General features: G+C 68.4%; 22 protein-coding genes. 17 read left to right on the forward strand and 5 right to left on the reverse strand.

Annotated elements, in window-relative coordinates:
• Positions 1 to 66 precede the first annotated feature (66 nt).
• From ACZ4EG_RS43655 to ACZ4EG_RS43665, 3 genes are all read right to left on the reverse strand, one after another.
• Complete coding sequence (locus ACZ4EG_RS43655; protein WP_467794625.1) at positions 67 to 354, reverse strand: hypothetical protein; 288 nt, start codon at positions 352 to 354, stop codon at positions 67 to 69.
• Positions 351 to 785 (reverse strand): RNA polymerase sigma factor, encoded by a 435-nt coding sequence (locus ACZ4EG_RS43660; protein ID WP_467794646.1) that lies wholly within the window; start codon positions 783 to 785, stop codon positions 351 to 353. Before ACZ4EG_RS43660 ends, ACZ4EG_RS43655 begins: the two co-directional genes overlap by 4 nt.
• 188 nt (positions 786 to 973) lie before the next feature.
• Positions 974 to 1,798 carry a hypothetical protein gene (locus ACZ4EG_RS43665; protein WP_467794626.1) on the reverse strand — a complete coding sequence of 275 codons (825 nt, stop codon included), beginning with the start codon at positions 1,796 to 1,798 and terminating at the stop codon, positions 974 to 976.
• Positions 1,799 to 2,135: 337 nt separating this feature from the next.
• Here ACZ4EG_RS43665 and ACZ4EG_RS43670 point away from each other — a divergent pair, with 337 nt between their 5' ends.
• From ACZ4EG_RS43670 to ACZ4EG_RS43685, 4 genes are all read left to right on the forward strand, one after another.
• Positions 2,136 to 2,894 (forward strand): GntR family transcriptional regulator, encoded by a 759-nt coding sequence (locus ACZ4EG_RS43670; RefSeq protein ID WP_467794627.1) that lies wholly within the window; start codon positions 2,136 to 2,138, stop codon positions 2,892 to 2,894.
• Positions 2,891 to 3,601 (forward strand): P-loop nucleotide/nucleoside kinase family protein, encoded by a 711-nt coding sequence (locus ACZ4EG_RS43675; protein ID WP_467794628.1) that lies wholly within the window; start codon positions 2,891 to 2,893, stop codon positions 3,599 to 3,601. The genes ACZ4EG_RS43670 and ACZ4EG_RS43675 overlap by 4 nt, the downstream gene beginning before the upstream one ends.
• A gap of 180 nt (positions 3,602 to 3,781) precedes the next feature.
• A complete protein-coding gene (locus tag ACZ4EG_RS43680; RefSeq protein ID WP_467794629.1) occupies positions 3,782 to 4,819 on the forward strand; it encodes an AAA family ATPase in 1,038 nt (345 codons plus the stop codon).
• The gene (locus tag ACZ4EG_RS43685; RefSeq protein ID WP_467794630.1) at positions 4,816 to 5,385 is read left to right on the forward strand and encodes a phosphotransferase-like protein; all 570 of its coding nucleotides are present in this window, start codon (positions 4,816 to 4,818) and stop codon (positions 5,383 to 5,385) included. The genes ACZ4EG_RS43680 and ACZ4EG_RS43685 overlap by 4 nt, the downstream gene beginning before the upstream one ends.
• A 7-nt stretch (positions 5,386 to 5,392) precedes the next feature.
• Here the strand turns inward: ACZ4EG_RS43685 and ACZ4EG_RS43690 are convergent, their stop codons facing one another.
• Both ACZ4EG_RS43690 and ACZ4EG_RS43695 read right to left on the reverse strand, forming a co-directional pair.
• Complete coding sequence (locus ACZ4EG_RS43690) at positions 5,393 to 6,193, reverse strand: NAD(P)-dependent oxidoreductase (RefSeq protein ID WP_467794647.1); 801 nt, start codon at positions 6,191 to 6,193, stop codon at positions 5,393 to 5,395.
• A 46-nt stretch (positions 6,194 to 6,239) separates the two neighbouring features.
• A complete protein-coding gene (locus ACZ4EG_RS43695) occupies positions 6,240 to 6,887 on the reverse strand; it encodes an HAD family hydrolase (protein WP_467794631.1) in 648 nt (215 codons plus the stop codon).
• Positions 6,888 to 6,993: 106 nt separating this feature from the next.
• Here ACZ4EG_RS43695 and ACZ4EG_RS43700 point away from each other — a divergent pair, with 106 nt between their 5' ends.
• The 13 genes from ACZ4EG_RS43700 (at position 6,994) to ACZ4EG_RS43760 (ending at position 19,015) form a co-directional block, all read left to right on the forward strand.
• Positions 6,994 to 7,269: a helix-turn-helix domain-containing protein gene (locus ACZ4EG_RS43700; protein WP_467794632.1), complete on the forward strand. Its 276-nt coding sequence runs from the start codon at positions 6,994 to 6,996 to the stop codon at positions 7,267 to 7,269.
• A gap of 390 nt (positions 7,270 to 7,659) precedes the next feature.
• The gene (locus ACZ4EG_RS43705) at positions 7,660 to 8,796 is read left to right on the forward strand and encodes a hypothetical protein (RefSeq protein ID WP_467794633.1); all 1,137 of its coding nucleotides are present in this window, start codon (positions 7,660 to 7,662) and stop codon (positions 8,794 to 8,796) included.
• A gap of 112 nt (positions 8,797 to 8,908) precedes the next feature.
• Entirely contained in the window at positions 8,909 to 10,255 is a 1,347-nt protein-coding gene (gene dnaB / locus ACZ4EG_RS43710; RefSeq protein WP_467794648.1) for a replicative DNA helicase, read from the forward strand.
• Between the two features lie 386 nt (positions 10,256 to 10,641).
• A complete protein-coding gene (locus ACZ4EG_RS43715) occupies positions 10,642 to 11,571 on the forward strand; it encodes a hypothetical protein (RefSeq protein ID WP_467794634.1) in 930 nt (309 codons plus the stop codon).
• Complete coding sequence (locus ACZ4EG_RS43720) at positions 11,568 to 12,368, forward strand: hypothetical protein (RefSeq protein WP_467794635.1); 801 nt, start codon at positions 11,568 to 11,570, stop codon at positions 12,366 to 12,368. The genes ACZ4EG_RS43715 and ACZ4EG_RS43720 overlap by 4 nt, the downstream gene beginning before the upstream one ends.
• A 119-nt stretch (positions 12,369 to 12,487) precedes the next feature.
• A complete protein-coding gene (gene tpg, locus ACZ4EG_RS43725; RefSeq protein ID WP_467794636.1) occupies positions 12,488 to 13,042 on the forward strand; it encodes a telomere-protecting terminal protein Tpg in 555 nt (184 codons plus the stop codon).
• Between the two features lie 466 nt (positions 13,043 to 13,508).
• A complete protein-coding gene (locus ACZ4EG_RS43730) occupies positions 13,509 to 14,093 on the forward strand; it encodes a sigma-70 family RNA polymerase sigma factor (protein WP_467794637.1) in 585 nt (194 codons plus the stop codon).
• Between the two features lie 2 nt (positions 14,094 to 14,095).
• Entirely contained in the window at positions 14,096 to 14,797 is a 702-nt protein-coding gene (locus ACZ4EG_RS43735; RefSeq protein ID WP_467794638.1) for a hypothetical protein, read from the forward strand.
• A gap of 1,020 nt (positions 14,798 to 15,817) precedes the next feature.
• Positions 15,818 to 16,138 (forward strand): hypothetical protein, encoded by a 321-nt coding sequence (locus ACZ4EG_RS43740; RefSeq protein ID WP_467794639.1) that lies wholly within the window; start codon positions 15,818 to 15,820, stop codon positions 16,136 to 16,138.
• A 10-nt stretch (positions 16,139 to 16,148) separates the two neighbouring features.
• Entirely contained in the window at positions 16,149 to 16,892 is a 744-nt protein-coding gene (locus tag ACZ4EG_RS43745) for a hypothetical protein (protein ID WP_467794640.1), read from the forward strand.
• 521 nt (positions 16,893 to 17,413) lie between these two features.
• Positions 17,414 to 17,704, forward strand: a complete 291-nt coding sequence (locus ACZ4EG_RS43750) for a hypothetical protein (RefSeq protein WP_467794641.1) — start codon at positions 17,414 to 17,416, stop codon at positions 17,702 to 17,704.
• A complete protein-coding gene (locus tag ACZ4EG_RS43755; protein ID WP_467794642.1) occupies positions 17,697 to 17,993 on the forward strand; it encodes a hypothetical protein in 297 nt (98 codons plus the stop codon). The genes ACZ4EG_RS43750 and ACZ4EG_RS43755 overlap by 8 nt, the downstream gene beginning before the upstream one ends.
• A gap of 803 nt (positions 17,994 to 18,796) precedes the next feature.
• Positions 18,797 to 19,015, forward strand: a complete 219-nt coding sequence (locus ACZ4EG_RS43760) for a hypothetical protein (protein ID WP_467794643.1) — start codon at positions 18,797 to 18,799, stop codon at positions 19,013 to 19,015.
• Positions 19,016 to 19,147 lie beyond the last annotated feature (132 nt).

Raw genomic sequence — 19,147 nt, forward strand, 5'->3', positions numbered from 1 at the left:
CAGCCACGGCTCCGCCTCCCACCCCGTGACGCTCTGGTGGGGTGGGAGAGGGACCGTGGCGGATCGTCAGGCAGCCGGGGCGTAAGCCGGCCTGCCCTCGCGGATCAGGTAGTCGGACGTCGTCCATGCGCTACCGACTGCGAACGGGATCTCGTCGGGGCGCAGGGTGTCGCGGACGATGACCGCCCACCGGGCGCTCGCGCGGCGCAGCAGCTTCGACGCCTCGCGCGGGTCGGTGACCAGCGCCAGGACCTCGAAACGGCCGTCCACGTTCTGGTAGATCGCGCCGGGACGCCTGGGACCGACCTCGTCGTCGACGGTGTGCGGCAGGGCGATGACGGCGGGGGCAATCATGCTGCGGCTCCGATCAGGTGGGCGAGGTGAGCGAGGGCGAGTTCGTCGGTGGCTTCCTCGCGCCGGACACGGGCAAGCCGGTAGTGGTCGACCGCCCGGCGGCGAGCCCGCATCGCGAGGAAACCGGCCGGGGAGCGCAGTTCGTTGCCGCGCAGCAGGTACTGCCAGGTGCCGAGCCACGCTTCCTGGGCGATGTCGTCGGCCAGGTCGCGGTCGGCGGGACGCAGCGCGCGGGCCGCGACCGCCGTGACCATCGGCGCGTGCTCGCGGTAGAGGCCGTCGAGCAGCTCGCGGGCGGCGGTGTCGTCGTGGCGCGCGGCCTGCTGCGGGTGCGGCCGGCCGCCACCGGGCTGGGGCTGGCGGCCGTCACGCTCGTGCGGCTGCGGCCGTAGCGGCAACTTGGGTTTCGCGTCCATGACGGGCGCTGTCATGCTGAACACGTGGGTCGTCCTTTCACGCAAGGTGACCTGCGAAAGGACCCCCGGGGTGGCCGCCCCGGGGGTTCGTCGCATTCCGGCCCCGGCCGGGGCCGTGGGCTGCTGTACGAGCAGCCGAGGCGGCCCCCACCCGGTTGCGTTCGGGTGGGGACCGCCTCGGTCGTTCGTCGCGGCGAAGTTGTTCAGGCGGTGATACGGACCGGCTGCGTGGGCACCTGCAGGCCGCGATAGTCGGAGACCGTGCCGACCCTGCGGATCCGGCAGGTGTTGTTGGCCTCTTCCACCGCCGCGCCGCTGCGCTTGGCCAGCGCCTTCCTGGGAGCGCCTGTGGTCTGGTGCTGCCTCATCCACTCGGCAGCAGCTTCCTTCTTGGCCTTGGCCGACTGGTGGCGGGTGAGCAGCGCGTCGACCCGGGCCTCTTCCCTGCGCTCGCGGTCGCGGTGCTTCTGGGTGCGCTTCAGTTGCTCGTACAACGCGGCGAGCTGGGCGCCGTCGGCGCAGCGATGGGTGCCGCCGCAGCGGTCGGCCACGCTGCTCTTGCGGCACTTCTTGAGGTGCTCGCGGTAGGCGGTGAGCGCGTCGTCCGCGTTCAGGGGCTCGGGGGTCATCCTGGCGACGGACTTGGCCGGCGCCGGGAGCGGCTTGTAGTGCTGTCGCGCGGAGCGGCGACCGTTGGCCTCCGGGCCGCCCACCTCCATGCGCCCATGCCACACCTTGACCAGGACGTCGATGCTGACCAGGCGGTTGCTGCCCTGACAGCGCACCGCCGCGTCCTTACGCGCAACGCCGGTGTCGTGCGGGACGAGCTTCTGCTTCTTGGCGTTGAGTCCAGTGATCGGCACCCACGTCTTGCAGTCGGGGCAGATCAGCGACGGGCAGGAGGGGTGCAGGTCGTACTGGTGAGGCTTGAGGCTGGAGATGGCAAGCGCCGGGCGGGCGTTGATGTTCCGGGAGCGAGTCCGGCTCCTGCGGTAGCGGGCGGTGGGCTCCGGGGACGAAGTGGACACGTGAACTCCTCACAGACGGAGTGACAGGGGCGCGTCGCGGTGCTCTCTCCGCCCTCCAGGCCGTACGGCCAAGGCCGACGTCCCGCAGGACAGACAGCGCACAGCGCTGCGACGTGCACACAGTCGTCGTGCGGTCAGGCCCGGGGGAGTTTGATGGAGCTCTCTGAAACCCCTGCCACCCCGAAGGGTGGACGACTACTGCGGTCTTGCGGTGGTGCTCACTCGGTGCTCCTGGAGGATCACCGACGCCTTACATACATCAGGTTGCATCAGGTACCCTCAAGTGTCAAGCGGTATAGTGAGGCACCCAGAGGTAATTCGAAGGAGGCAAAGGCACATGTCAGGGCCACCCCGAGCCGACAATCGGCCGCCGTACGCGCGCATCGCGGGCCACTACCGCGACCTGATCAGCTCTGGGGAGCTCTCGCCGGGCGACCTCCTGCCCAGCATCAAGGCGCTGGCGACCCAGTGGGAGGTCAGCACAGCCACCGCCGACCGGGCCATGCGACTGCTGCGCGAAGAGAGGCTCGTGCAGGGCATCCCCGGCGTCGGCACCGAGGTGATGGCGCGCCCCATCTCGCTGTCCTCCGGGGCTGAGCGCCACGACCGCAGCAGCAAGACGCAGTCGTCGTGGGGCGTCGGCGAGAAGTCGTCCGGCCACACCGCCGGCATAGTCGAGGCTCCCGAAGACGTCGCTGACGTGTTGGGCATTTCGGCTGGTGACGACGTGATTCGCCGTAGCCGTGTCTACCGGGACGGTCATGGCATCGTCTCCCACTCCACGTCATGGATCCCAGCGGAGTTCGCCCAGGCCGTGCCCGAGTTGGCACGGAGCGAACGACTCAAGGGCGGGTTGTCACTCGACTTGATCGCTCGGGCTACCGGGCGGCACGTCGTTAGGCGCGTGGATGAGGAGACGGCTCGCATCGCGACGGAACGCGACCTCGAGCTCCTGGAGCTGGAGGCCGACACCGTCGCGGCGATCCTTGTGCTGACCGCACGCTTCTTGGACGCCGACGGTGAACTTCTGGAGTACGGCGTGGACTTGGGCGCACCGGGCCGCACCCGTCGCACGACGTCGGAGGTGCGGCGGTGACCGCGTACAACACCGCCGTACTGGACGACACACTCGTCTCCTGCCTCAAAGCCCGCCTCAGCCAACTTCTTCGAGCCGAGCACACCGACACCCTCACGCCGGAAGGACGATTCGAGATCACGCGCATCGCCGCCGCTTTGTCCGGCCGACCGGGCCCCGCGCCTCGCGCGATCCTCATGTCCGGGCTGCAGGGCGCTGGCAAGACGACCCTCGCCCGCGCCCTGGAAGAGGCCGGCTTCCGGCGCCTCTGCCCTGACGAGGAGATGTTCCACCGTTACGGCCACTACGGCAGGGACTTTCCCCGTGGGCAGTTCAGGGTCAGGGAGGCTCCCGTACTCAAGGACATCGCCCTTGAGCTCCAGGAACTCCTGGCGGCCGGGCACGAGGCCGTGGTCGACCACGGCTTCTGGACTCCAGAAGAGCGGGCCCAGTGGGCAGCGACCGTGATGGAGGCCGGCGGCGAGCCCGTTCTCATCTACTTGCCCGTGCCGCATGAGGTGCGCTGGGACCGAATCCGAAAGCGCAACGAACAGTCGCTGGTCGACGCGAACAGCATCGAGTTCAGCGAGGAAGATCTGCTCAGGCACGCCGGCCGCTTCTGCCCGCCGACCGACGATGAGCCGCACATCGTGTACGACGGTCACCCGGAGACCGTGCTGGCCGTGCTCCGCCATGCACGCCCCTCCATGGATGGCGGTCGACATTGACTTCTACCTCCCACTCGCCGCGCCAGGCGCTTGTTCGCCGCCTTGTGGGGGCCATCACACTCGCGAGCGCCGAAACGCAACATCACAAAGCGTTGTCGAAGCTCGTGCACAGCCGTGTTCACGGGTTTTCAACATCTACGTACACATGGGATTTGCGGGCCTGGCTCTAGGCTCACGGCCATGACGATCACGGAGGGTCACAGGGTGGGGAAGCACCGAGCTGGCTGGCGCCCGGACAAGCTGCGCGAGCAACGCGAGGCTCACGGGCTGACCCTTGAGAAGGCCGGTGAGCGTCTCCGTCAGGTCGCTGAGCAGGCCAAACTCAAGGGCATCCCCGCCGCGAATCCGCAGACTCTCTGGCAGCACGAGCAGGGCGAGGTCTATCCCGGCCCCCACTACCGACGCGCTTACTGCCTCCTGTACCGGGCTACCGAGCCCGACCTAGGCTTCCGCACCGCCCTGCCTGGTGAGGAGACGTCCTTCAAGCTCACACCGATGAATGACCGCCTCAATGGTTCGCACGTTTTGGCTGTTGAGCGCGCAATTCATCGCATCGCGCCGGGCTCGAGCGAAGCCGCCCACTTCGACTTGCAGCAGCGCATCATCGACGCGTGGAAGCGCCGGCACACAGGCGGCGACCCCCACCGCCCGGCGCTCATCCTGGTCGGTGGGTTCGCCGGAAGCGGGAAAACCGAGCTTGCCCGCTTCTTCGTCCAGCTCACCGGCTGGCCGTTGCTCGACAAGGACCCGCTCACCCGCCCGCTCGTGGAGCGCCTCCTGGTCGCGCTGGGCGGCGACGCGAACGACCGGCACACCGAGCTCTACCGCGAGAAGGTCCGGCCCGTGGAGTACGACTGCCTGATGCAGTCGGCTATGGCCAACATCAAGTGCGGCATCTCCACGGTGTTGACCGCGCCGTTCATCTCCGAAATGACCGACCCGGACTGGATGCAGCGCCTGGCCAACCGGGCGGGCTCGATGGGCGTCGACGTCTTTCCGGTGTGGGTTCGCTGCGACGAAGAATCGATGCGCGAGTACATCGGATTCCGCTCAGCGGCCCGGGACGCGTGGAAGCTCCAGCGGTGGGACGAGTACATGGCCACGATCGACCTCGACCTGCGCCCGGCGGTGCCGCACTTGGTCGTCGACAACCGACTGGGGACCGCGGTGACGCTCGCGGACCAAGCCCGGCAGGCGATGGGGGCGATGTACGCATGACGGAGAAGCAAGGCGTGATCCTCTACGGCCCGCCAGCCTCGGGCAAGGACAGCGTCACCACCGCGCTCAGCAAACTGGACTCCAAGTACGCACAGTTCGCGCGGCTCAAGGTCGGGACGGGCAAGTCCGCCGGCTACCGGATGGGCACAGCGGAGCAGCTGCGCGAGCTGGAGGCCGCGGGCGGCGTCGTCTACGCGAACGCCCGGTACGGCAACACGTACGCGATCGATCGGCCCGGCGTCGACGCCGCGTTCGCGGCCGGGGTGCCTGTGGTGCACCTCGGGCAGGTCGACGGCATCCGAGCGCTGGTCGACGGCTACCCGGCCGACTGGTCGGTGGTGCTGCTGTGGTGCCCGCGCGAGGTGACCGAGAAGCGGTCGGCGGGGCGCGGAGACAACGACACCGCGGCGCGCCTGGCGGCGTGGGACGCGACCCGCGAGGATCTGAACGCGCACCCGGGCCTGGTCTGGGACCTGACGCTGGACACCACGGCCGCATCGCCGCAGGACGCGGCGCGGCTCATCGACCAGCTGCTGGTGCAGCGGGCAAAAGCAGCGACGGCATGAGCGCGGGCTACGGCTGGGCGAGCCGGTCCAGGGCGTCAGTGAGCGTGAGTTCGCTGGCGTCCTTGACGTCGTGCCACCGTGCCAGCGTGGACGCGGCCGCGCGCAGCATCTCCGGCGGAAGGCCGACGGCCTCGAGCGTGTCGGCGGCTTCCTCCAGCTCAGGGCCCCAGCGCCAGGCGCGGGCCGCCGTCTTAGCGACGTACTGCGGCTCGGACAGGTACGAGTCGGTGCGCCGTGAGGCGACCTCGATGAGCTCCTGGTCGACGCCGTGCTCACGCGCCATGCCGACCGCGAGTGCCACCAGCACCCGCGACGTCTTCTGGAACGAGGCGTACGACAGCTTCAGCGCGGATGCCTTCCCTACCTCCGTGCCCAGCACCTGCGTCTGCACGGCAGTACCCGAGAACAGCGCCTCGATCCGCTCGGTCGCGGCGGCCGGTCCGGACAGGTACAGAGTCGGCGCCTTGCCGCGCACCGGCGGGGAGCCAACAATGCCGCCGTCCACGACCGTCGTGTTCGGTTCGAGCAGCTCGGCGATCCGCTTCGTGCGCTCGGGGTTGATGGCGTTCGCCTCCACGTACAGCCCATCGAAGCGGTGCTCAGCGACGTCGCGGGCCAGGTCCTCGGCGGCGGCCGGCGGGCAGAGGCTGATGACGATGTCGCTGCGGTCCAGCAGCTCGGCCAACGTGGCCACCGGCGTCAGACCGAACTGGTCGGCACGCATCGCAGACGCAGGGCTGCGCCCGGCCTCGCACCACAGGACCGTGGCTGCGTTGGTCGCGGCGCAGGCGGCGACAGCAGCGCCCATGCTGCCTGGATGCAGGATGCCGACGACGGGTGTGTGGGACACGGCGCTACTCCGCAGGGTGGGTGAGCAGGTAGGTGATGGCGTCGGTGACGTCATCGACGGTGTGGTGCGGGGTGGTCAGCCCGTCGGGCCAGTGTCGGCCGCGCACCCAGATCGTGCGAAGGCCGGCTTTGTGCCCGCCCGCGATGTCAGTTTCGGGGTTATCGCCGGTCATCCAGTCACCGGACGTAAGCTGCGTGCCGCAGCGGGCCGCCGCAAGCTCGAAGAGTCGGGCGTCGGGCTTGCGGACGTCGGTGTCACCAGACGCTGCGATGCCGTCGATCAGGTCGGCGAGACCAGTAGCACGTACCTTGGCTCGTTGGATGTCGCTGGCGCCGTTCGTGGCCACGCCGATCCTCCAGCCTGCGTCCTTGAGCCGCTCCAGGCTGGCCAGCACGGCGGGTCGGCACCTGACAGAGGCAGCCATGCGGTCGACATAAACACGCCACAAATGATCGGCACTCTCGTTGATCGGGAAGACAGTCCGCAGACGGTCGAAGTCTCGTCGATCGGCTCGGTCGGCAAGTTCGGTGAGCAGCCAATTCTCAATCTCGGTGCTGTAGGCATGATCGTGGACCAGCTCGGCTATGGCGTCCGCGAGCGCGGAGTGGCGGTCGACCAGGGTGCCGTCCAGGTCGAAGAGAGCAAGGCGCATGCCGGTGACCTTAACTTGGCGGATCTTCGTGCAACATGCCGTCAACTCCCCTGCCGACAGTCAAGATTTATGTATAGTTCTGGATCACGTGAGGAGAGGGGGATCAGTGTCTGAGCTACTCGATGCGGTCGACGCTCTACTCGTACGGCCAGACGCCATGCCGCCGCCGGAGATTCGTGCACGGCTGCGTAAGGCTGACGGGCTCACCCAGGAAGAGGTCGCCGCTGTCTTCGGTGTTACCCGGGTCGCGTTCAACAGGTGGGAGGTCGGGGCGGCAAAGCCGCGTCGTCGTCACCTGGAGGCGTACGTCCGTCTGCTGAGAGGGTGGGCTGCCAAGCATCCCGCCGCAGCGGACGGTTTTGAGTTCGCGGAGGCCAGCTGATCGTGTGTCGCCCGACCCGCCCCCCGTAAAGCGAAGCGGCCCCCGTCGCCACAACGGGAGCCGCTTCCAAGTCCGACTCGCTCACCCATTCCAAAGCTTCGAGTCGTGAGCAGCGAGGTGACCTCGTCTGCCGGGTGATACCCGTGGACCCTTGGGCCCGCGTGGTCACCTCTACCCAGAGTATGCGCAGGAGATTGCGCAACGCCACTACTCCGGGTCTTCTGCTAGGTCACATGCGCTGGTCACGGCTCCCCTACCTGGGGAGATGACCCAGTTGCACCGCCCGATCTACCGTCCGCCGACCGCGCGGACTCTCTCCGGCCCACCGGCTGCGCCGGAACGCACGTCTTTCCTGGCCGTGGCCGACCTCCAGCTGGTGGAGGTGGCTCGGTGAGCGACGACTTCGGCTCCAGCTATCTGGAACGGGGCTGGGAGGCACCGGAAGAGGTCATCCTGCGGCGGGAGCTGGTGCGCACGCCTGGTCTTCAGCCCGAGGACCTCGGCGTCCTCGCCGAGTTGCTGCTGCGCGACCCTCGCCTCCCGTCGACCATGGAGGCAATCCGAGCGGACCTCCAGGCGCAGGGCTGGAAGATGGGCAAGGACCGCTACAACGCCATCGCGAAGCGGCTGACGGCTGCCGGCCACCTGGCCCGCGTTCCGGTCTTCGACGAGTCCACCGGGCGGCCAACCTGGGTCACCAGGGTGTACCGGAACCCGGCGAACAACACTCAGTACGTCGACCTGGGTATCGCGGCAACAGAGCAGGTCAGGCCCGAAGTGCGGGAAACCAGCGATTCCCAGACCCCCGAATCGCGGGAAACCCGCGATTCGCCAGGTCAGAGCCGGAATGCGGAAAACCCGCGGTCCGGATCCGGATCGCGGGAAACCCGCGATCTGGAAACCCGCGATTCGCCAGGTCAGAGCCGGAATGCGGAAAACCCGCAGTCCGCTCTGCCCCCCCCACACCCCCCGGAGGAGGATTCCTCCTCCCCCAACCCCCTCACCGACTCCTCGGGGGCGCTCCCGTCACAGATGGAGCAGCAGGAAATGAGGCAAGCGCCGGAGTTTTCAGCGGAACAGCTCCGGGAGGCGGCTGCGTTCCTGCAGGGCATGCAGCGGTGGCAGGCAGGTGCGGCGACGGCCAGGCGCTGTGCGCCGCGGCTGCTGCGGACGATGTGTGCGCAGGGCTGGCCGGAGCTGGCCGGAATGGATGACACGCAGCGAGCGCTGCTGGAAGCGGAGATCCTGAAGAACACCGGCGGCGCGGTGAGCTGGGCCAAGTGCCTGCCGGGCTGGGTCGACGATCTGCGGGTCTATGCCCGGGTCAAGCCGAGGCCGCGCCGTGAGGAATCCACGGACATGTGTCGCAAGCCGGGTCACGGCGGGGGCGCTTTTCCTGCGGACGACTGCCCGGAGTGCGCCCGTGAGGCCAGGCCGCGCCGTGAGGGCGCCTCACGCGTGGACACGGCCGCGCTGATTAGCCTGCTGCACGGCAAGCGGCGTGAGCCCGGCCGCCCTACCTCGTGATCTGACCTGCTCAAAAGCTTGCGCCCGAGGCCTGGTTTGACCTCCCTGCCCCGGGCGCGACGGACCCCGAAGGAGATCCGTGAGCGCCACCGTATCCACGGCCGCCGCCAGCCTGCCGCGTCAGTCCGAGCCGCGAGACGAGCTGGACCGCACGCCGCCGCACGACCTTGATGCCGAGCAGTCGGTGCTCGGCGGGATGCTTCTGTCGAAGGACGCCATCGGCGAGGTGTCCGAGATCCTGACCGGTCGTGATTTCTACCGCCCGGCGCACGAGATGATCTACGCCGCGATCCTGGACGTGTACGCGGCCGGGGAGCCCGCCGACCCGATCACGGTCGCGGCGGAACTGACCAAGCGCGGTGAGATCAGCAAGGTGGGCGGCGCGTCCTACCTGCACACCCTGGTCCAGGCCGTGCCGACAGCCGCCAACGCCGAGTTCTACGCCGAGATCGTCCGCGAGCGCGCGGTGCTGCGCCGTCTGACAGAGGCCGGCACCCGCATCGCGCAGCTCGGTTACGCGGGCGAGGGCGAGCTGGATGAGATCGTCAACAGCGCGCAGGCCGAGATGTTCGCGGTCACCGAGGAGCGCGCGGCCAGCGAGCCGGGCAGCGGCATCGCCGCGATCGTGGAGCGCGTCGTGGACGGCGTCGGCTCCCGCGTCGAGGGCGACATCACGGGCGTGCCGACCGGCTTCATCGACCTGGACTTGCTGACCGGGGGCTGGCAGCCCGGCCAGCTCATCGTGCTCGCCGGGCGCCCGGCCATGGGCAAGTCCACCGTGGCCCTGGACTTCGTCCGCGCGGCCACCATCCAGCACGGCCGCAGTGCCGCGGTCTTCTCGCTGGAGATGAGCGAGGACGAGATCGGCATGCGCGTGCTGTCCGCCGAGGCCCGGGTCGCCCTGCATCACCTGCGCGGCGGCACCGTCACCGATGACGACTGGGCACGCATCGGCCGGCGCCTGCCCGCGATCGGAGAAGCCCGCCTGCACGTCGACGACTCGCCCGGCCTGACCATGGCGGACATCCGCACCCGCAGCCGCCGCCTCGCCGGCCGGGAGGGCCTGGACCTGGTCGTGGTGGACTACCTCCAGCTCATCACCCCGGCCAGCCGGCGCGGCTCTTCCCGGCAGGAGGACGTCGCCGCGATCTCCCGGCACCTGAAGCTGCTGGCCAAGGACCTGCGCGTGCCGGTCATCGCCCTCTCGCAGCTCAACCGCGGCTCCGAACAACGCGAGAACAAGCGGCCGGTGGTGTCCGACCTGCGCGAGTCCGGCGCGATCGAGAACGACGCAGACATGGTGATCCTGCTGCACCGCGAGGACGCCTACGAGAAGGAATCGCCCCGCGCGGGCGAAGCCGAACTGATCGTTGGCAAGCACCGCAACGGGCCCACCGCCACGATCACGGTCGCGTTCCAGGGCCACTACTCCCGCTTCGTGGACATGGCACAGACCTGACGCCTACCGCAGACGTACAACCATGCCTGCCCCAACCCGCCCTGAAGGCGTCTCAGTGTCCCTGTAGGCGCCGATCTCCCGCGAGGCACCCTTCCCCCGCTGAGGATGGGAGATCGGCGCCTACAAGCCCGCACAGAGGATCAAGAAGGGGCCCGCCGTCGCGAAGCCAACGAGACCGACCATGGTGACGATCACCGACAGACTGGAACAGGCCGCCGCCACGCAATTCACCCGCGCCCCGACCTCGAACCCGGACAGACCTGGGTTGTCGGCAGCCCCCGATATCCTGATGAACTCGCCCAGAGGGGGACGCTATGGGGAAGCGTGAGCGCCGCAGGAAACGCCAGAGGGCCGCAGCAAAGCAGCACCCGCCCACCGTGCACCGGGTGCTGTATCCGAACGCAGACCAGCCGCTCCTCGAGGTTCACATCGCCCCGGACACACCAGACGACGTCGCGGCCATGTGCCGCCAGTACTGGGAGTTCACCGTTCCCGGCCATTGGACGCGGCACGTCTCGGCGATCGGCTCCACCTCCCTGGTCTACAAGGCCGTCCGAGGAGCCTGCCGCGCTGAGCTGTTGAACGTGGTGTGCCCCAGCTGCTCCGCCCCCGTCGTGGTGACCAGCCGGTCAGACATGGCGGCAACCGTCGTCTGGGGCCCGGACTACCCGGCCGAGCCAGTTGAGGCGGCCCGGGTGTGCGCGGACTGCGCGGCCGCAGAAGCCGCTGCCCGCAAGGCGGAAGCTGAACGTGCCGCGGAGGAGAAGCGGCAGCAGACCCAGAAGCAGGTGGACGCTGCCAACACATGGCTACGAGGGCAGTCGGAGCGGGAGCTGCCTGACAGCCCTCCCGAGGTACTCGGGGCGCTGACTCTGCTGTGCATGGTGGAGATCATGCAGCGGAAGAACACCGAGTCGATCGGACCACTGCAGGACCTGAACTACACACTCACCGCCTCAGACAGCACCGACGTCGACGCCGTCCGCGCCCTGCATCAGCAGCGATGGATCTGCCCCACTCTCCCTGCAACGACCGGCAACTTCGCCTTCGACGACGACGGCACGGTCCGCGGCGTCTACATCACGCAGATCCCCTGGCAACTCGCACCACCGCTGGGCGGGAAGACCGAAGCGCGCCGCGAAGTCACCACCCTGATGCACATCGTGCTCCGCAACAACGCTGACGAAGTCACCAAGCAGGTCCACCGACTCGAGGCCGGCATGGCCGTCGACTACCTCGAGGGCCTCCTCCCCGGAAGTACAACGAGGAACCCATCCCCGAGCACCGCCTTCCCGACGCCTATGAGACGTTTTTGAGAGCCCTTCAGCAGGGCTTCACCCTCGGCCAGCTCGTTGCGGTCGCATGGAGCGCCGCGGCCGGCTCCGTCGCCTGGGGACAGCGCACTCCCGGTCTGAAGCCGGGCAGCGTGTCCTCCGCGTCCGTCACCAACCTCGAACGGCGTATCGGCTACGCCCGGGACCGACGCATCGAGGAGTACGACCTGCCGAACTGGGTCCCCCGCCCCGCTATCCACGCGACAGCGCTCCGCATCCTGGAGCAGCACGCCTCCGAGCTCGATGCGCTCAGCCGCTTCCGCACCCTGAAGCAGCGCACGGACAGCAGGGCCCTCGAGACCGCGGAATTCGACGGCGACATGGAGGACCTCGACGACGACCAGAAACTCGGCGACTCCATGGAGTCCTGGCTCGAAGACCTCCGCGCTGGCCGCAAGCGCGAGTCGATCGAACCGCCGATCACCTACGCTCTGGTCACCCCCGACGGAAGCCTGGAGTTCCACTCCGAACCTGTGGACGCCATGCGCTACAAGGTCGGAGCAGCCGGCGCAGGCATCGTCGACCGCATTACCCTGCCGCAGCCTTCGCCCGTACACGCCTACGTCGGAGAGCTGGTCACCGCTTCCGCGGACCTAGCCAACCCGGTAGCTGAAGGAATACTGCGCCTTCTCGACTGCCATGACGGCCCCTTCTACGGCCCGATCTCCTTCTTCGCCGTAGGAGCCCGCAATCCCCGGCCGCGCAGCTTGGACGAGGAGCAGCAGGAGATGCTGCGGGCGGCGTACGAGGTAGCGCGCAGCCGAGCTGGGATGGGCTGACGCGGGTGTCGGGCCCCACGGTGTCGAATCTCCCGCACTTCGGGGGAGATCGGCCCGTACAGGCCCGCACAGACGATCATTGAAGGGGCCGCCGCGAGAGCGGCTCACGGAGGACACCCATGGCGACCATCACCGACAGCCTGGACCAGGCCGCCGCCGCGCACTTCACCCGCCCGATCCCGAAGTCGGCGCCCGCACAGATTCGGTTCCTGGTCCGGCAGCTCAAGAGCACCCGGGCCGTCGCCGAGCTGCTCGGTGTTTCCCAGCGCACGGTGGAGCGCTACGTCAAGGACCAGCTGCACCACCCGCGCCGGGACCTCGCCCAGCGCCTCGAACTCGAGGTGCGCCACCGCTGGCAGCCCCGCGTCCGGCAGCGGGCCCGGCAGCGGGCCGCGACCACCGCCGGCATCTTCGTCTCCACCCGCGCCCGGTTCGGCTTCACCGCCGCCCCCGGAACCAGCGACGACCCGCGCCTGCGGTACATCAACCAGGCCCTGCCGCCCGACTACGCCGCCCGCCTCTTCGACGCCCAGGCCGCCGGCGCCACCGAACAGCAGCTGCAGACGATCCTCGCCGAGGGCCTGGGAGAGATGTACTTCCGCGACCGCGGCCGCCGCGCGCATGGCCTGGAGGTGGAGTTCACCGACGTCGAGGAGCTGGAGATGGACATCTGATGCCTTCGGGGGGTCTGGCGCATGTGCGGCGCCGATCAGCATGTCGGACACCTTCGGGCTGTCTGTCCGGCCTGGTGGTGCGGTCCGGGAAGTGGGCTGGGGTTTTTGATGGCAGTTGTGGGTGGTTGTGGGCGCATGACGGAGGTCAACTGCTTTTCTGCTTTTCACCCTTAAGAGTGAGACGGGGGAGTGGTGCACGCCGGTGCACTTGTGTGACGTGAGACACAAACGAGCGCGGAATGTTTTGTGACGTTTGTGTGACCTTGTGGAAGCGGGCAGGTCACGTGCTGTTACCACTTGGTAGTTGATCGTGAAATCTTCCATAGTGGTGGCGGTGCGAGAAATTCGTGTGCACGTGCGTCATTGATCGGCCGTTCGGGGCGCTTGAGTAGTCGTCACATTGGTGTGACGCACGGGAAGTTGCTTCGTGTGTTGCGTCGCTACGTCCTCGGAACCAAGAGGAGTCATGAACGAGAGCGAGCAGGTGGGTGGCGGTGCCGACCCGATCGGGGTCGACACACGGCTGCCTCTGAGCTACGAGGCGCTGTACCTGGCTGATCAGCAGGCCTTCCACGATTACGCGTATGTCCTGCTCGGCGATGACGCGGCGGCCGAGGCCGCCGTGCACGTCGGGATGATGCTGGTGCGCGACCACTGGGACGAGCTCCTGGTGGAGAGCAACATGCAGCAGCAGGTGTGGGCGATCGTGCGCGGGATGGTCGAGGACTACCGTCGCGAGCGTGAGGAGCGTGCCGCGATAGCGAAGGGCCTGGACGACTACCGGCAGGGCCTGTTCCGTCTCAACGGCGAGCAGGGCGTGTTCGAGGCACTGGCGTCGCTGCCCCCGCAGCAGTTCGACGCGGTCGTCCTGCGCTACATCCTCGGCTACAGACCCCATCGCATCGGCTGGTACATGGGCATCGCCGAGAGTACGGTCTCTCACCACTGCGAGCTGGGCAAGCAGCGCATCGAGCAGGCCGTGCCCTCACTGATCAAGAAGAGCAGTGACGGCGCCGCGGGGGACGGCGAAGACAAGGACGCGGAGGAGTGACCGTGCACAGAACGAAAGCGAACTTTCCGCGCCCCGCCGAAACGGTCGAGGAGATCCTGGCGGCGGCAGGTCAAGCCATGCAGGCCCGCCGCCGTCCGTTTGACGACGCCGCAGGACTTCGCCGGCTTGCCTGGGACTCCCGACGCGCCGCACCCGCCAAACCGTCGGTCGTGACACGGGCGCGCCATCAGCTGTCCGTGATGACGTACCTCTACCTCAACGAGCGCAACGCGCCCGGGCACGTTGAGGAGCTCGCCGCGCGCCTCGGCGACGACGGCGAGGGCAACCATCACCCGCCCTTCGAAGACCTCGACGTGCACGGTGCCCAGCTCTTCGGCTGCATGCTCCACATGGCCGGCCACCCGCAGAGTGCCCAGTTCTGGTGGGAACTCGCCGCCGGCGCCGACCACATCGGCGCCGTCTACTGCCTGTATCTGCACCATCTGGGGCAGGGAGCCAGTACGGAGGCCGGCCACTGGCTGGACCAGCTGCGCCTGCAGCACGCCGACATCGACGAGGACTTCCTCCTCGGTGCAGCCCGCTTCACCCAGTGGATGCACGACAACCGCCTGCTCGCGGCCCATCCCGACCTGGTCGAAGAAGTCGTCCGGCTCGCGCTGCACGACGACGGCGACGAGTTCCTGGTGTGCCGGCCCGAACGGCAGATCGCCGACCGGCTCCACCACCTGGACAGGAGCGCCTGACAGCCAACCCCTGTGACCGAAGCAGCGCCGTCACTGCGGTGCGCTGCAGCTGCTCATGGGGGCCTTGGGATCCAGGTGCCGGGATTGCCCCGGGCTCGGCGCCGCCTCGGGCGGCTGCCCGGCACCTGCCAGGCCGGGCAGGGAGCGGAGCCTCGGGGCGGGGCGTTCCGTAGGAGACGGCGCTGGGGTGGCCTTCCGGGACGGCGGGCAGGCGTTCGGCAGCGAGTCGGCGAGCTCCAGGCGGTTCCTGCTCGCGGGTCGGCAAGGATGGCTGTGCGCCTGTGGTTGCGGCGGTGGATGCAGGTGAAGCCGATGGCCTGCCCCGAGGGGCATGGCGATCGGCTTCACGTGGGCAGGTGCGCCAACACCTGCCCCTATTCCCTGTGCGCCGGTTGGAGCCAGTAGCAATCAGGGTCGGTCGCGGTATCTGTCGGGCAGATTTCGCGATCCGTGATTACGAGGATGACCTAGGCCATTCAAGATCGTTTACATTCAAGCGGTGCGATATTGAATCAACCCAGGTCAGGGCCCTTCTCGCTACTTGAGACGGTGTCCACGACTGCGAGTCATAAAAACATGCTTCCTGTCACCCAGTTGTACTAACGCCGAGGCGCCGTTCAGGCAGCATGACCTGCTGTTTCATGTCGATCCATGTGATCGCAACAATGTGGTGCTCGCGTGCGTCAATGTGCTGCGCCCACATGCTAGGGGTCTGTGCAACGCGCTGAACTGCGGCGTTGTTCGTCGGTGCCAGTCCTGCGTGGCCCGTACGGCCTGCGTACCCGATGGCAAGACCTTCCTCATGGAGAAGAAATCCCTTTGGTTCGTTGGTGAGGCAACGTTTTGAGCGGCTGTCATTTGTGCCCTAGGGACTGGGATCCTGTCGGACAGCAGGTTCCTTCGTGTGCTGGGAGCGCCAACTCCCGCCAGGTACGCGGAGGGACAAGACATCGGTTGGAGCCGAAGTAGCAACCGTCCGGCGATCTCCTGGTCGCCGGACGGTAGTTAAGGGGACCCCTTATGGGCGTAAAGCCCTCTGCCGCGGCGAGCGGCATCGACGCCGCCTCCGCGAACCAGATGGCCACCGAGCAGGTGTCCGTCGTCGGCGAGCCCGTCTCCACGAGCGGCCGGTTCGGCATGCCGCACGCGCTCGTGATCATCGCCTGCATCGTCACCGCGGCGATTCTCGCCAAGCTCGGGATGGGCGTCCGGGACGTGCTGGTGCTCATCGCGGGCGCCGCCGGCACCGGCGCCTCGGTCGTCGTGATGGTCATGACCGGCGACCGCCACGACAACCGGATCCGCCGCATCATGCGTGCCTACCGCGCCTCGAAGGACTGAGGCGACCGTCATGGGACGACCGGAGAAGCCGGTGGACCGTACCGTTCCGGCGCGCGCGAAGCTCGCGCACTTCCTGCGTGGCCGCAAGGCCACGGCCGAACTGACCTACGACGAGATGGCCAAGCAGCTGCCGATGAAGGAGGCGCCGTCGAAGGCCACGCTTGAGCGCGCCGCCTCCGGCGCCACCGTCCCCTCCTGGGACACCGTCCAGGCCTTCATCCTGGTGACCAACACGGACGATGACCTCGGCGTCGACCTGGCCCGCGGCCTGGAGCTGTGGATCCGGGCGCGCCGGGCGACCCGCGCGCCGTACTACGTCCACAAGGCGCCCGACCCCGCCCTCATCTCCACCCCGGCGGACTTCGGCCTTGCCCTGCGTCACCAGCACGTCTGGGCCGGCTACCCCACGCCCGGCGAAATGCAGCAGACATCCGGCTCCTGGGCTCTGCCCAAGACCACCGCCCGTCGCATCATCGCGGGCGTCATCCTGCCCGTTGACCCTCAGCAGACCATCGCCTTCCTGAAGGCCTGCTACGTACTCGAACCCGCTGACCTCGAACCCTGGCTCGCCGCAGCGGTTCGAGCCCTCATCCACGGCAGCGCCGTGAGCAAGAAGGACATCAACGTGTGGGCCAAAGCCCACCAAGACCTGCTCACCCAGATCCACACCGGCCGTGAGTCGAAGTCCCCGCGCCAGATCACCGACACGATGGTGTTCTATCGCGGTGAGATGGGGGGCGAGCTGGCCGCGTAGGTGAGTCGTCTCGAAGCGCCCTCGGATGGAATGCCGTCGGGGGCGTTTCGTGTCTGCGTGGCAGTCCGTGCCCCGCGTCGGGTTGATGGCCTGCCTCCCGCCCGGGGCGGCCGGCGGCCGGGACGATGGGCAGGCATTCGGTAGCGAGTCGGCGACCTCCAGGCGGTGGTCCTGGCGGCGGGTGTCGTCGGAGCCGAGCGGGGCGCCGGGGCCCGGCGGAACCGGGCCGGTACTGCCCGCCGGAGCCTGCAGAGGGTCTCCCAGGGAAGTAGTCGGCGTGACCGGACCCCCTTGACCACATGCTCTGGCCTGCGGGTTTTCCGTAGCGGGGCGGTCGGTGGGGGCAAGTTGTAGAGCAAGTCGTAGGGCAAGTTGTGGGGCAACTTGTAGGGCAACTTGTAGGGCAAGTTGTGGGGCAAGCCCGCCGTCGACGCCGCTCGCCCCCTTTCCGGGGCGGGCCGGGTGTGACGGCGGGTGGGTGGACAGGGCAGACTCGGAGGAGACCGGAGAGGGGCGCTGCGATGACCGCACAGCCGATTCACCCGCACGGCCCGGAGCGGGTGCCGCGCAACGCCGAGGGCATTGCGGCCGCGTTGTCCGGCGAGCGCCGGATGGAGTTCTACCGCGAGCTGCTGGCGGCCGCGCCCGAGGAGGCGGGGGGCGTGCTGCGGCGGTGGTGGTGCGAGGCGATGCTCGACACCGATCCGGCCGGGGACCGGCTCACCGCGGCTGCGCTGGACGGGACGCTGCCGACGACGGCGGTCGCCGACCTCGTGCGCCGCCGCCAGGAGGCGGGCCTGCCCGTTGAGTGAGTCCTACGACGAGGACCCGCAGGGCCTGCCGTGCCTGCTGTCGGAGGAGGTCACCGAACTCCTCATGGACAAGGCCCTGTCCGGCGACGTGTTCGGTGCGATCGTTGCCGCCACGGTCGTGATCAACGAAACCCGCGGCCAGGTGCCGGGAAGCACCGCGTCGGCGAAGTGGCCCGAGCAGCGGCGCATGCCGCTCGGCGCGGACGGCTCGCTCGGCATCGCCGAGTACGTCATCGTCGCCGACGCCGACCCGCCGCACATCGTCCTCACCCGCGTCCAGCTCTACTGACCCGTCCGTCCGAACCTCGGTTACGCCGTCTGTGTGGCCTGGGCCGAAGCCCGAGGCCAGCGAGCCGTTCCAGTTGCTCCCCAACTCAGCTTTGCCCGCCTGGTCTTGGTGTTCGACAGCAGGTCAGTCGGCATGTGCGCCAGCTGCGTCCATCGCGGGCCAGGGCGCGCCGTTCTGTCTCCAGGCGGCGCAGGTGGTAGGCGACCGTCGCTGTACTGGTCAGGCAGCTGAGCCGGTTGACGTGCTCGGTGCCCAGGACCCACTGCCCCGGCTCCGTGGTGCCGGACGGGCTGCCGGCCTCGCCAAAATTTTGGAATGAGCTGCCCGCGCCGTGCGCGACGACCGTTCCACCGGTTCTGATCGGTCACAGCCCTACCTTTCTGGCTGAAACGGGTGCATGATCCATTCACCCCCCCACGTAACACCAAGCACACGTAGGGGGCGATTTTGAGCATCAAGCGCCACATCCAGACCCGGGCCACAGTGATACGCGCCGGGGACACCACAACGCTCGTATCCCTCGACGACTGGTACGGCGGGCACATCCTGGCCCCGGGGACACCCGGATCATCGAGGCAGCGACCGGCAAACCGCGCGAGCAACTGCCCGACACCCAGCTGTCGGTGTCGGCACGGCTCACCGCGCAGTCCGCCGAGCAGCTCGATCTACAGCAGTGGGAGCCCTGCAAGGAGACCTGCCGCAGTCAGGCAGCGTGACTGGGCCGGAGCGCGTACCACGGTGTCGGGCGAGTCGACGGCCCTCTCCGGCATGCGCGCGAACGCGGGCCGGGTGATGCTGACGGCATGGCCGAACGTCGCGTGATCGTGTCCCCACCCACCGATGCAGGGGGCCGACGTGTCCAGGTCGACGGGGAGAGCCTTGGTACGGCGTACAGCCTGCACGACCTGAGCGTGTTCTTGGAGCGGGCCGGCCTGGAGGGCCTGGACGAGGTCGATGTCGCCAACTCGCCCCTGATCGAGTGGCACGGCGGCGGGCCAGAAGTGTGGCCAGCGACGCCGTGAGATCGGCTTGGGACACCACCATGGCGTCCAGGGCCTAGGTGTATTGATCACGAGCGTTGTTGACACGCGCAGGGCTTGATCATGGCGAAGACCTCCGGTGTGGTGGAGCTGTCTAGGACTGCACCGCACGGA

It is taken from the genome of Streptomyces sp. NPDC025638 (genome assembly GCF_055558775.1).